The organism is Enterobacter asburiae, assembly GCF_001521715.1.
GTDB lineage: Bacteria > Pseudomonadota > Gammaproteobacteria > Enterobacterales > Enterobacteriaceae > Enterobacter > Enterobacter asburiae.
In genome coordinates this window covers 37,960-50,206 of record NZ_CP011863.1, presented here as the reverse complement: position 1 = coordinate 50,206, position 12,247 = coordinate 37,960, and the positions used below count along the sequence as shown (strand labels likewise).

Here is a 12,247-nt window from a genome sequence, read left to right as displayed (position 1 = left end):
ATATTGACAAATGCGATGACCTGTCAAACTCACCCCGTAAGACGCGTATTAAAACAGAGTGATACCACGGGAGGTCAACATGGCTGACTTTACATTGTCGAAACCGATTTTTGGCGGCAAACCAAAAACCTCCACGGCGGGTAATATTGCTTATGCCCTGTTTGTCCTGTTCTGCTTCTGGGCCGGTTCCCAGCTGCTCAATATGCTGGTCCATGCGCCAGGCGTTTATGAACACCTGATGCAGGTGCAGGATAACGGACGCCCGCGAGTTGAGATTGGGTTTGGCGTCAGCACCCTATTCGGCCTGATCCCCTTCCTCGCGGGATGTATGATTCTGGGCGTTGTGGCGTTAGTGTTGCGCTTTCGCCGTCGCCGTTAAAGCCCCATACAGCGCGCCCGGCGATCGTCCACGCGTTTTGCGAACCATGCGGTTGTCAGGTTACGCGTGATCTTCGGGCTTTCCAGCTGGATCCCCGGCAGGATCGCCCTCGGTAACGTTTTCCCACTTTTCTGCTCCGCAAGCGCAAACACCTTGTTGTACAGATCCGTTTTCTCAAAGGCCAGGCTGTCGCCTTTCTCAAGCTGACGGCGAATGTCGCTGTTGCTCAAGCCAAGCGTGTTCGATAATTTCCGTACTGCCAGCTCGGTGCTTCCCGCCTCGCTGCTGCCGTAAGCGATGAGATCGCCATCCAGCGCCAGCTTGACGCCGCTTGCGCGGCTGACCGCACTCTGGAACGCCGCATTACGGCTGGCATACCAGCCCGCGTTAAAGTCGGCAAAGCGGTACAGCGGCTCATTATAGTTCGCCGGATAGTTCAACAGATGATACGTGCCGAACCACAGCCCACCGCGCAGGGAAAAGACCTCCTGACGCACCGTACCGTCGATTTTCCACGGGTAGCCGTCGGTATGCTTCTCCGCGAACGCAATGCTCACCTGCATCGGGCCGCCGGTGTGTACCGGGTTCAGCGAGCCAAACAGCTTCTGCCCCATCGGGACCATACTGATGAAATCATCAAAGATGGCGCTGAGCTGTTTTTCGGTTTTCACCGCGTCCAGCCGTTCGCTGTAGCTTTTGCCGTTCGGCGAGGTGATTTTAAGCGCGGTGTGCACGAGGAACACCGGGATATGCATAGATTCCGCGCGGCGGTCGATCTCTTTCCAGGCAATTTTGTTCAGGCCCGGCACGACCGGGTCTGACTGGTACATCGACTCCTGCTGCGCCACCGCCAGCACCGAGCAGATATTCTCCTCGGTCGGCGCGATCTTTTGGCTTTCAAAGGTTTTTGCCAGCGCATCTGCCCACGCGTTGCGATCCTTCACGCTGGCGGGCATTTTCTGCCGCACAACGCTCGCCACATCTACGGGCTTCTCCCCCTTTTTGAGCGGAGCGGCCCCTTTTTCGGCACAGCCTGCCAGCACAAGAGCGGCCAGCAAGGACAACGGTAACGCGCGCGGTACGGCAAAAGACATAGCAACTTCCTGTATTAGCTAAATGTGTTGGTGACTTCCTGCAGGTCACGATCGTCCAGCTCACGTTCAAAACTGCGCAGACGTTTGTAGATGGACATCAGTTCTACCAGGGTGGTCCAGGAGCTGATCAGGTACTGGAACGACCCGCGAACCTGACCGAAAACGTTGGTGATCTGCGTCATCAGACCGAGCGTAATCGTACCCGCAACAATCGACGGGAACAGCAGGAACAAACCGAAAACGTTATCGACCTGCAGATACAAAATACGGGCAATGTTGAAATACATATAGTGGAAGTAGAGTCGGAAGTAGTTACGACGCACGGCGCCAAACAGCTCGCGGACGGTCGGCGGCGAGGCGCGGTTGGCATCATCTTCACCGTAAACCAGCTCTTTACGGTAAGCGGCTTCCACGCGTTGATTTTTAAACTCCAGGCCCGGCAGTTTGATCCCGACCACCGCCAGCAGGCCCGTGCCCATCAGCGACCAGACGATCGCGGCAATCACCAGACCATAAGGAATATGGCCGACAATCGGCAGATCCGGCACATGCGCAGAGAGCGTTACCAGCACGGGCAGGAAGGCGATTAGCGTCATGATGGCGTTGATAAAGCTTACGCCCATGTCTTCAAGGGTGGAGGCAAAACGCATGGTGTCTTCCTGCACGCGCTGTGCGGCGCCTTCGATATGGCGCAGGTGCTGCCAGTGCGCCATATAATGTTCGTTCATCGCGGTACGCCAGCGGAAAACGTAGTGGCTGACGAAGAAGTTGTTCATCACGCCGATGATCACCGCAATAAGGGCGATACCGAGGAAGACGCCGACTTCATGATAGAACTGGTTGATGGTCACCTTATGCGGCGAGCTCAGCGCGGTCTGGATTAGATCGTAGAACGGCGCATACCAGGCGTTCACCGCCACGCCCACCTCCACGAGGAACCAGGTAACAAAAATAATCAGCGATGTGCCGAGAATTGACCAGTACTGCCAGCGGTGCGGAGAATACATAAACCAGAACAGGGCAAACAGCCCTACGCACACCATGTAGTAGGCGTAAAACAGCAGATAGCTGAGCGACCAGAAGCGCGCCGCGCTAATCGGCACCTCGCCCGTTGCTCCCGTGATGCGCGTCAGCCATGCGCCGCCGCCCGCCTGCCAGAAAATGACAGCGATGAGTGCCCAAATAAATGCCGACAGGAAAAAAGGCCCCGGCTTTGGGAAAAAAGACTTAAACATAATGCTTCCTTCTTGTTGTTATGGCTGTTGCTGTGCACAACACGTTACCACACGAAAAACCTGCCCAAGCCAGCCTCCCGGCCCGGGCAAAAAGGTCAGACCCGAGGGTTGATTATTAGTTCGCTTTCCAGTTTTCGAGAATTGTTTCGGTGCGTTTCACTGCGAGAGGATTCGCCGGCGCGATGAAGTTACGCCAGACGTCGTTGTGGTGGTTAATCAGGATCTGCGCATCTGCCGCCGGGCGATTGGCGGTAGTGTGGGCATCTTCCGCCACGGTAATGTGGTAACCCCGGCTAACGCCGTTCTTGATCGTCGCATCGACGCAGTAGTCGGTGGCGCAGCCGCAGATGACAAACTCGCGAATGCCCTGCTCACGCAGCAGCGCCTCAAGCGCGGTGTTATAGAAGGCATCACAGGCGGTTTTAGTGACGTAAAGCGCGTCAGCAGGCTGATGGAGTTCAGGCAGTAGCGCAAACCCTTCACTTCCCTCTTCCAGGCCCCCGGCCTCGGTATGCTGAATAAAAATGACCTTGTCGGCTGCCTGCGTAAGCTGGCTGATCAGAGAGACACACTTTTCTCGCTGATGACGAGGGGTTTCAAATACCCCGTTCTGCATATCGACAACCATAACCACACGCTTCTCAGACATACCGTTCTCCGTAAGATTGAGTGACACTGGTGCCTATCATAAGCCCGATGTCACAAAATGGGAGATGGCTCGTAAGTAAATTGTTCATATTTACCCATGGTTACGTTTTTCTCGCTATCGTTATGCAATTCGGGGCATTGCGCGGTACCGTTTAGTAGTATAAATACCCATTACTTTCCTCATTCACTTCATGGATGCTTTTCGTTGAAACGTTGTCTGCTCTCTTTTGCCGCGCTGTGTGCGGTGAGCTTTTCTACCGCCCAGGCAGCCCAACCGCTGACGGCGCCCGTTTTAGCTTCAGATATTGCCGATCGCTACGCGAACCTTATCTATTACGGCAGCGGCGCGACCGGGATGGCGATGGTCGTCATCGACGGCAACCAGCGTGTGTTCCGCAGCTTTGGCGAAACGCGCCCAGGAAATAACGTTCACCCGCAGCTGGATTCTGTTATCCGCATCGCGTCCTTAACCAAGCTGATGACCAGCGAAATGCTGGTGAAGCTGCTCGACCAGGGCGTGGTGAAACTCGACGACCCGCTCAGCAAATACGCGCCTCCAGGCGCCCGGGTTCCGACCTATCAGGGTACGCCGATCCGGCTAGTGAACCTCGCCACACACACCAGCGCCCTGCCGCGCGAGCAGCCGGGCGGGGCGGCGCACCGTGACGTATTTGTCTGGCCAACGCGCGACCAGCGCTGGAACTACCTGAGTACCGCCACGCTGAAGGCGGCTCCGGGTTCGCAGGCCTCTTATTCAAACCTGGCCTTTGACCTGCTGGCGGACGCCCTTTCAACGGCGGCTGGTAAACCCTACACGCAGCTTTTTGAAGAGCAGATAACCCGTCCGCTGGGTATGAAAGACACTACCTTTACCCCGTCCCCGGATCAGTGCCGTCGCCTGATGGTGGCGGAGAAAGGCGCTAGCCCCTGTAATAACACGCTCGCGGCCGTGGGCAGCGGCGGGGTCTATTCCACGCCTGGCGACATGATGCGCTGGATGCAGCAGTTCCTTTCCTCAGATTTCTACGCCCGCAGCAGCCAGGCCGATCGCATGCAGACCCTGATTTATCAGCGCACTCAGCTTCACCGCGTCATCGGGATGGATGTGCCGGGTAAAGCCGATGCGCTAGGCATGGGCTGGGTCTATATGGCACCGAAAAATGGCCGTCCGGGTATTATTCAGAAAACCGGCGGCGGCGGTGGATTCATCACCTACATGGCCATGATCCCGCAGTCAAACGTCGGCGCGTTTGTGGTGGTCACCCGCTCCCCGCATACGCGTTTCGTCAATATGAGTGACGGGATTAATAACCTGGTGGCTGAACTGAGCGCCAATAAAGCACAGGTTCTCACCGCGTCTAACTAATCTTAATATTCCGTGGGCAAGCGGTTGATACTGACCAGCTTGCCCCGGCTCATATTGATATAGTTTCCCTGCCTCAGGGCGGCAAGCACCTCGGCAACAACGGAGCGTGAAATTCGTGTGCTCTGTTGAATATGATTCATCACACCGATTTTTGAACGCAGCGTTTCATCCCATTCCGCCATATTCAGCAGCATCGAGCGGATCTGGTGATAGGAGTTATTTCCCACCAGCTGCTTATCGCGTTTCTCGAGAATGTAAGTTATCCAGGATAACCAGCAGAAGGCCTCTTTCCAGAGTGAATACTGCTGGATGAGTTGACGGGTGGTTTCCGTGGGCAAATAAAAACCGGTACAGGCTGTTTTAGCAATCACCCTGTATTCGTGAGAGTGATTAATCACCACCGTAGACAGCCCGAATATAAAAGGGGCAGTTGCAATCCCCACCAGCAGTTCATCAGAAGTTCGATAAACCTCAATAACACCGGTTTGTAATACGATCGTACAAGGCTCATTCCATTCGTCTGACGTAATTAATTGCTGGGGCGCACATGTAAAAGGGGTACTGGCCGCTGTTAAATGCTGTTCGAGCCGGCGTAATTCAGAAAGCGGTTTCGCATTAACGTTCATGCAGACCTCAAGTCATCCGTATTTGTCGGTTCAATATTATTTTTATTACTTGTGTATAAAGCGGGGGAGATAACCACTCCCCCGCTTTTATTCATTTCCAGGTATATTTCACGCCCAGATTTGCGCCCCAGTTCTGATCAACGTCGCCGCCGCCCAGATATGTGGCATCGGTGTACGCACTGAAGTTCTTCGTGAAGCTGAACTGGGTGCCCAGCCCTACCCGCACAGCGGAGCCTTTCACGCCGTTATCAATGCTATCGCCGTTAATATCGGCATTGTTATCGGCGTCGTCATAGACGTAGGCCAGTTTGAAGTAAGGCGTCAGAGCCTGTTCGCCGCCGTAGTTGAAGGTGTAACCCGTATCAACGCCGAGTTCATAACGCAGGCTATCGTAAGATTGTCCATCAACGCGCATGTCATTACTCAGACGATAATCATCACCAGACTGGAACAGGCCAGATACGGCTGCATATGGCGTAACGTAGCCAGAGAGGTTTGGTTTCCAGTCATAGCCCAGCTTCAGCCCAAAACCAACAGCATCATTAGTGGTATTGCCGTCAACATACTGACCGTTGCTCATGTTAGCGGAGAGATCGCTGTTGAAGCGGGTGTAGCTCAGGGAGCTGTCGAGGAACAGATCGTTCATGAACTTCGCTGACGCGTAGATCATCGCAGTCTGGCTATCCTGATCGACCTGACCGGTACGATCGCTGGTATCACCCTTCGCGAAACCTGCCGCACCACCGACGATCCATTTCGCGTTATTACCGTCAATCAGGGTGTCCACACCCACCATAATGCCGCTCACGTCCTGATCGTAGCTGATAACGCCATTGTCACCGTCGAAGTTGCCACCGAAGTAGCTCACCCACGCCCCGCCGTTATCCGCCAGGCCGTGACGGCTGTTGGTCAGACGTGTGCCGACGGTATCCTGCTGCAGATTCCAGATATTGGTATTGGCAGATGGGATGCTCAGCGCCATGTTGGCAGAGTCGGTCAACTCTTTCTGCTGGAGGACAACGGAATCACCCTGCTGCTGCGCCTGGTAGGTGTAAGCGCCTAAATCGGCTTTGTTTGCGGCAGTAAAGCTGGCTGCAGTATCCGCGTTATTGTCATAGACGCGAATAATCTCTTTGTTTTTGTAATCAGCAACGGAACCGGCACCGGTCGCATCGTCGATGCGCACCTGGTAGTTACCCGCAACGTTACCGTTCACTGACAGATGGCCGTCTGAGTTAATCGCCACAACACCGTAGTCGTAATCGGCATTGTACTTATCGTTAGTGATATAGCGTGCGTTGTTCAGATCGCTGTTCAGGACGTAATCACGGCTGGCAACGTTCAGCACCCCGCCATCGGTCAGTTCCATATTGTGCGTATCAACCTGACCCAGCCCCAGCGCCAGCTCAGCACCGTTATCCACGGTGATGGTGTTGGCATACAGTTGGGCCGTTTCTTCCGTCAGTGCCGCACGGCTATAGCTGTCCAGATACAGATGGTCGGTCGCCACAGCACCGCTGTCTCCAATATTCATTGATGAAGCATTGGTCAGGGTGATGGAGTCCGCCAGCAGACCAGAGTCTTCAACGTTAACCTGAGACTGATTGTTTACCGTCAGCGTGTCGATATTAGGGAAGGTGCGAACAAGTCCCTGATATGAGATCATGTTTGTCATCTGGAGCCATGGAACAGGGTTCATCATGAGTCATCAACTTACCTTCGCCGACAGTGAATTCAGCAGTAAGCGCCGTCAGACCAGAAAAGAGATTTTCTTGTCCCGCATGGAGCAGATTCTGCCATGGCAAAACATGGTGGAAGTCATCGAGCCGTTTTACCCCAAGGCTGGTAATGGCCGGCGACCTTATCCGCTGGAAACCATGCTACGCATTCACTGCATGCAGCATTGGTACAACCTGAGCGATGGCGCGATGGAAGATGCTCTGTACGAAATCGCCTCCATGCGTCTGTTTGCCCGGTTATCCCTGGATAGCGCCTTGCCGGACCGCACCACCATCATGAATTTCCGCCACCTGCTGGAGCAGCATCAACTGGCCCGCCAATTGTTCAAGACCATCAATCGCTGGCTGGCCGAAGCAGGCGTCATGATGACTCAAGGCACCTTGGTCGATGCCACCATCATTGAGGCACCCAGCTCGACCAAGAACAAAGAGCAGCAACGCGATCCGGAGATGCATCAGACCAAGAAAGGCAATCAGTGGCACTTTGGCATGAAGGCCCACATTGGTGTCGATGCCAAGAGTGGCCTGACCCACAGCCTAGTCACCACCGCGGCCAACGAGCATGACCTCAATCAGCTGGGTAATCTGCTGCATGGAGAGGAGCAATTTGTCTCAGCCGATGCCGGCTACCAAGGGGCGCCACAGCGCGAGGAGCTGGCCGAGGTGGATGTGGACTGGCTGATCGCCGAGCGCCCCGGCAAGGTAAGAACCTTGAAACAGCATCCACGCAAGAACAAAACGGCCATCAACATCGAATACATGAAAGCCAGCATCCGGGCCAAGGTGGAGCACCCATTTCGCATCATCAAGCGACAGTTCGGCTTCGTGAAAGCCAGATACAAGGGGTTGCTGAAAAACGATAACCAACTGGCGATGTTATTCACGCTGGCCAACCTGTTTCGGGCGGACCAAATGATACGTCAGTGGGAGAGATCTCACTAAAAACTGGGGATAACACCTTAAATGGCGAAGAAACGGTCTAAATAGGCTGATTCAAGGCATTTACGGGAGAAAAAATCGGCTCAAACATGAAGAAATGAAATGACTGAGTCAGCCGAGAAGAATTTCCCCGCTTATTCGCACCTTCCCTAAAAGCGTTGCCTTAGGCGCGGTGATTGCCAGCGATCTGTCAGGCCCATCGCCGATCAGTGCCGCGAGCTCATGTTTTTTGATCGCAATAGCTTCATCTATTGCCACCAGGTTTGCTTTTGCGTTGAGTTGACGCGTCTCGACCTGTTGAAGGCTGGATAAATCTTCAAGCCCCGCGTCATGTCGTTGCTGGAACAACGCGAGCGTACTGGTTCGTATAGTGAGGGTGTCGTTAAGCGTTTCGCGAACGGTGTATAAATGCGCCAGCTCCGCGTAAACGGTAACAATAGAAGAAGAGAGCACCAGTCTTGTTTGTGCTTCTTCCGCTACAGCCGCCATTTCACCAGACGTCGCAGCCGCGAGCGCGGCGCGGTTTTTACCCCAAAAATCAATTTCCCAGCTCATATCAAGCGTGGTGCGCCCATAGCTGTTCCAGTTTTGAGGCGTTGCGCTTTCAGGCGTCACATAGTTGTAACTCATTTTGTCCCGCATAAAGCTGGCGTTTGCGGTGACCTCAGGGAAAAGCGATCCGCTCGCGCTTTGCGTCATCGCCTGCGCCTGCTTCACGCGAGCTTCGGCGATGTTAAGCGTAGGGGAATTTTTAAGCGCGTCATCAATCAGCCCGTTGAGCTGCTCGTCACCGTATTTCTTCCACCAGTAATCTTTCGGCCACTGGCCGTTCTGGTGTGGGAAACTTTGATCGCTTTTAAGTTGTGAGACCGTCTTCATAGACGGTGGGGTGCCAAGATCGGGGATTATGGCGCATCCGCTCATACTGATGGCGGAAATGACAACACAGCCCATCACTATGCTGGACCGGGTTAAACCGGAAATACGACACCCCAGGAGTGTCTCCTGAAAACCTTTCATCAGTACGCTCGTCATGCTGTTCATAGAGAAGTCCAAATGCAGTACCGTACAGTACGGTACACTTTATATCTTGACTTCTGAGCGCCGTCAAATGAAAATGTACTCGACAGTACGATTACGAACCCTACTATCTGACGTGATTCCGAAATCAGAGAACAAAAAGTGTTGGCCCCGGCCAGGCACCTAAACTAACGAGGAAACATATGGATAAAAGAGCGCTTAAACGGCAACAGATTCTGGAAGTCGCATCCGGACTGTTTCGACAAAAAGGATTTGATGCCACGTCTATCTCAGAAATTAACGTGATTGTTGGTGGCTCAAAATCGACAATTTACAGTCACTTTTCTTCGAAAGAAGAGCTATTTGTAGAATGCATGTCTTCAGAAACTGAACAGTATATAAAGAGCATGACTATTGAAACTGCGGGGCAGGTGCGCCTTTTCAGAAAATCACCACAGCTGGTCATCGAGCAATTTGCCGTTGCCTTTTTACGCTATATTTGCTCTCCGGATATTGTGGATTTGCAAAGATTAATGATTTCCGAGGCCGGAAGATCGGGTATCGGAGAATTATATTATGCGCGAATGCAAAAACTGCGTTCAAACGTTTCGGCGCTGTTTACCGATTTAATGAATCAAAACATCTTAAGGAAAGATGATCCTGTGCTGGCGGCTGAGTATTTTCGTTCTCTTCTCCAGGCCGACATACTGGAACCCTTGCTTTTAAAAGCAAGAAAGGATCAGCCTGACGAAAGTGAAATCGTCATGAAGGCGCAAGCCTCCGTTAATGCATTTATGAAACTGTATGGTCCTGAAAAAATTGAAGATGTAGCAAAGACATCTTTATAAAATACAGTAAGTGTTCTTTCACCCTATTATTAGGGTGATTTTTCTTTTGGGAATATTTATTTTCAATTGTCATTGGATGACTTTGCCAGCGGCCTTCTTGTAAATAAAATTTCGTGGATACTTATGTGTATAAAGTTTACTCTCTTAAAAGATCGTGAAGCTGTAATTAAGTCTCTTACTCACTGGATTGACTCGAATTTATACCGGCCCATTACCGTTTTAGATGTGGCGCGGAAATCCGGTTATTCACTGGCTTACATTCAACGGAACTTTCGCCAGGAGTGTGGCATAAGTATAGGTCTCTATATCCGAAGCCGGAAACTTGAAAAGGCCGCGCATATGCTCAGACATACGCAGCTCTCTGTTTCAGATATATTCACGATGTTAGGATACGAGGAGCCGTCAACGTTCAGCAGAGCGTTCTCGAATCAATATGGGCTCTCCCCAACCAAATACCGCGAGCAGGCTAAAAAAAGTCATTACATGAATGGATTGTCGATGGTGATTACTGAGGTAACGCGCGAATAAAGCGATAATCCGCTAACCCGCCTCCAGCATCCCAAAGCTCACAATCCGCGCGCGGCCCAGCTCTTTCGCCCGGTACAAGGCCACATCCGCGGCGCGCAGCAGGTTGTCAGTCTGGGCATGTTGCGGGTAGCTGGCAATGCCAATCGACACATCCACCGGCCCAATCTCGGTCAGCCCGTAGCGAAGCGACAGCTCATGCACGCTATTGTAAATCTTCTGCGCGCAGGCGTGCGCCTCTGGTTCATCGGCTCCGGGAAGCAGCACCAGAAACTCCTCGCCCCCGTAGCGGAATGCGAGCCCGTTATCATGTGCGGCCCGCTGAACAATTGACGCCACGCTTTTAATCACCTGATCGCCCGCTTCATGGCCGAAGCGGTCATTGATGCTCTTGAAGTGATCGATGTCGATCATCATACAGCTTAACGGCTCGCCGGTGCGCATCGCCTGTGCCGTTTGGGTTTGCAGGGTATCTTCCAGATGATGACGATTACGCAGGCCGGTGAGCGGGTCGAACAAGGCTTTTTCCAGCAGCGCGTCGCGCAGACGCTGGTTGGCCAGCGCCAGCCCGAGCGCTTCGGCCATCAGTTCCAGATACGCGCGGGAAGGGGCGTTGTCCGTCGTAATATTCTGAAAGGAGAGCAGGCCAATGGCCTCGCCCTGGGCGATAAGCGGCACGCACAGCGAGCTATCCGCCTGGGGGGCTGGAAGATGATAGCAGGCGATATCCGGCTCACCGTTTACCGGCGGGTGGCTCTGCCCGCGGCGTACGGCCCAGCACTCGTCAGGATGGAAGCACGTCTCTTCACCAACCGGTGAAAGCCATTGCGCGACGCAGCGCATCTGCCACGGCTCCCGGTCAAGGACGTAAAGTCGGCCCGCGATCCCCGGCGCGATATTAGGCGCAAACAGCTCCGCCACGTTAATCACATCGTTAAAGTTCTCACACCCCTGCAGCCGCTGGGTCATGCGCGCCAGCAGCTCGCGGATGGCCCAGTCGGCATCGCGCTCTTTTTCCAGACGCTGTCGCGCCAGGCCGTTTTCGCGGAAGATGCGGATGGCCTGGGCCATATCGCCAATCTCATCAATCTGGTTGAAATTGGGCGTTTCAACCGCGTAATCCTGGGATGCAAGACGGTGTACCACGTCGCTCAGGCGCACCACGGGACGCAGCACGCGGCGCTTCAATATAAAGCCGAGAACAAACAGGAACAGCAGGGCGGTCAGGCCGACCATCAGCTCAGAGGCCGTACGCAGCGCTTTCGATTTTTTTGTCGCGTCCTGAACGGAGGCGATGACGCGTTTGTCGAGTATCTGGCGGAAGTGATCGATCTGGTTCTGCGCGCGCTCCAGCTCCTGCTCATAGGGCGCACCGTAGAGCAGCGCAACGGCTTGTGCGTCTTCTCCTCGTTCAAGGCTTGAGAGGGCGGTTTGCTGTTCGTCCTGCAGCTCATCGATAATTTTTATGCCTTCGCGCAGCAGGGACAGCTCATCATCCGATGCGCCGTTGTCCCGCAGCTTTTCAAGCCGGAGTTCAACGCTTTTTAGGTTGTTTTCTGACTGGCTATATTCCTTTAACGTTTGCGGATCTTTTTTGATGACGTAAAGGCGTGCTAAATCCGACTGCGCCCAGGCATCGGTTTCGATATCTTCCGTAAGTTCATCAAAACGCTGGCGTTGTTCAACGGCCTGACGTTCAGCAGTGTCAGCACTGGACGCCATCAGCATGATAATGCCGGAGGCGATGGTCAGGCAGACCGTGGCACCATAGGCCCAGTTTGTAATCGTTGCGATTCGCACCTGATGATCCTTTTACGACATGAGTAGG

Annotated in this window: 11 protein-coding genes and 1 pseudogene; 5 read left to right on the top strand and 7 right to left on the bottom strand. The window is 53.6% G+C overall.

Annotated features, from left to right (window positions below; genetic code table 11):
- Positions 1–79: 79 nt before the first annotated feature.
- Positions 80–379, top strand: a complete 300-nt coding sequence (locus ACJ69_RS00235; protein WP_008503287.1) for a DUF2755 family protein — start codon at positions 80–82, stop codon at positions 377–379.
- Here ACJ69_RS00235 and ACJ69_RS00230 read toward each other — a convergent pair.
- From ACJ69_RS00230 to ACJ69_RS00220, 3 genes are all read right to left on the bottom strand, one after another.
- Positions 376–1,473: a DUF1615 domain-containing protein gene (locus ACJ69_RS00230; RefSeq protein ID WP_054830103.1), complete on the bottom strand. Its 1,098-nt coding sequence runs from the start codon at positions 1,471–1,473 to the stop codon at positions 376–378. The genes ACJ69_RS00235 and ACJ69_RS00230 overlap by 4 nt on opposite strands.
- A gap of 14 nt (positions 1,474–1,487) precedes the next feature.
- Positions 1,488–2,708: a peptide antibiotic transporter SbmA gene (gene sbmA, locus ACJ69_RS00225; protein ID WP_059346238.1), complete on the bottom strand. Its 1,221-nt coding sequence runs from the start codon at positions 2,706–2,708 to the stop codon at positions 1,488–1,490.
- A gap of 115 nt (positions 2,709–2,823) precedes the next feature.
- Entirely contained in the window at positions 2,824–3,357 is a 534-nt protein-coding gene (locus ACJ69_RS00220) for an isochorismatase family protein (protein ID WP_059346237.1), read from the bottom strand.
- Between the two features lie 204 nt (positions 3,358–3,561).
- On the opposite strand from ACJ69_RS00220, the gene ampH reads away from it, so the two are divergent.
- The gene (ampH, locus tag ACJ69_RS00215) at positions 3,562–4,722 is read left to right on the top strand and encodes a D-alanyl-D-alanine-carboxypeptidase/endopeptidase AmpH (protein ID WP_059346236.1); all 1,161 of its coding nucleotides are present in this window, start codon (positions 3,562–3,564) and stop codon (positions 4,720–4,722) included.
- Between the two features lie 2 nt (positions 4,723–4,724).
- On the opposite strand, the gene ACJ69_RS00210 is transcribed toward ampH, so the two are convergent.
- Together ACJ69_RS00210 and ACJ69_RS00205 are read right to left on the bottom strand one after the other, a co-directional pair.
- A complete protein-coding gene (locus tag ACJ69_RS00210) occupies positions 4,725–5,348 on the bottom strand; it encodes a helix-turn-helix domain-containing protein (RefSeq protein ID WP_054830101.1) in 624 nt (207 codons plus the stop codon).
- Between the two features lie 91 nt (positions 5,349–5,439).
- A pseudogene (locus ACJ69_RS00205) lies at positions 5,440–6,990 on the bottom strand (autotransporter outer membrane beta-barrel domain-containing protein); the annotation flags it as partial.
- Positions 6,991–7,048: 58 nt separating this feature from the next.
- On the opposite strand from ACJ69_RS00205, the gene ACJ69_RS00200 reads away from it, so the two are divergent.
- Positions 7,049–8,029 carry an IS5-like element IS5 family transposase gene (locus tag ACJ69_RS00200; RefSeq protein WP_000019402.1) on the top strand — a complete coding sequence of 327 codons (981 nt, stop codon included), beginning with the start codon at positions 7,049–7,051 and terminating at the stop codon, positions 8,027–8,029.
- Between the two features lie 108 nt (positions 8,030–8,137).
- Here the strand turns inward: ACJ69_RS00200 and ACJ69_RS00195 are convergent, their stop codons facing one another.
- A complete protein-coding gene (locus tag ACJ69_RS00195) occupies positions 8,138–9,070 on the bottom strand; it encodes an efflux transporter outer membrane subunit (RefSeq protein WP_071886537.1) in 933 nt (310 codons plus the stop codon).
- Between the two features lie 179 nt (positions 9,071–9,249).
- On the opposite strand from ACJ69_RS00195, the gene ACJ69_RS00190 reads away from it, so the two are divergent.
- Positions 9,250–9,894, top strand: a complete 645-nt coding sequence (locus tag ACJ69_RS00190; protein ID WP_059346234.1) for a TetR/AcrR family transcriptional regulator — start codon at positions 9,250–9,252, stop codon at positions 9,892–9,894.
- Positions 9,895–10,017: 123 nt separating this feature from the next.
- The gene (locus ACJ69_RS00185; RefSeq protein WP_054830263.1) at positions 10,018–10,422 is read left to right on the top strand and encodes a helix-turn-helix domain-containing protein; all 405 of its coding nucleotides are present in this window, start codon (positions 10,018–10,020) and stop codon (positions 10,420–10,422) included.
- Between the two features lie 12 nt (positions 10,423–10,434).
- Here ACJ69_RS00185 and ACJ69_RS00180 read toward each other — a convergent pair whose 3' ends face one another.
- The gene (locus ACJ69_RS00180; RefSeq protein ID WP_059346233.1) at positions 10,435–12,219 is read right to left on the bottom strand and encodes a diguanylate cyclase; all 1,785 of its coding nucleotides are present in this window, start codon (positions 12,217–12,219) and stop codon (positions 10,435–10,437) included.
- Positions 12,220–12,247 lie beyond the last annotated feature (28 nt).

Excerpts from the sequence above, each read along its gene's own strand:
- ACJ69_RS00235 (WP_008503287.1), top strand. The coding sequence starts at position 80 with ATGGCTGACTTTACATTGTCGAAACCGATTTTTGGCGGCAAACCAAAA.
- ACJ69_RS00230 (WP_054830103.1), bottom strand. The coding sequence starts at position 1,473 with ATGTCTTTTGCCGTACCGCGCGCGTTACCGTTGTCCTTGCTGGCCGCT.
- sbmA (WP_059346238.1), bottom strand. The coding sequence starts at position 2,708 with ATGTTTAAGTCTTTTTTCCCAAAGCCGGGGCCTTTTTTCCTGTCGGCA.
- ACJ69_RS00220 (WP_059346237.1), bottom strand. The coding sequence starts at position 3,357 with ATGTCTGAGAAGCGTGTGGTTATGGTTGTCGATATGCAGAACGGGGTA.
- ACJ69_RS00210 (WP_054830101.1), bottom strand. The coding sequence starts at position 5,348 with ATGAACGTTAATGCGAAACCGCTTTCTGAATTACGCCGGCTCGAACAG.
- ACJ69_RS00200 (WP_000019402.1), top strand. The coding sequence starts at position 7,049 with ATGAGTCATCAACTTACCTTCGCCGACAGTGAATTCAGCAGTAAGCGC.
- ACJ69_RS00195 (WP_071886537.1), bottom strand. The coding sequence starts at position 9,070 with ATGAACAGCATGACGAGCGTACTGATGAAAGGTTTTCAGGAGACACTC.
- ACJ69_RS00190 (WP_059346234.1), top strand. The coding sequence starts at position 9,250 with ATGGATAAAAGAGCGCTTAAACGGCAACAGATTCTGGAAGTCGCATCC.
- ACJ69_RS00185 (WP_054830263.1), top strand. The coding sequence starts at position 10,018 with ATGTGTATAAAGTTTACTCTCTTAAAAGATCGTGAAGCTGTAATTAAG.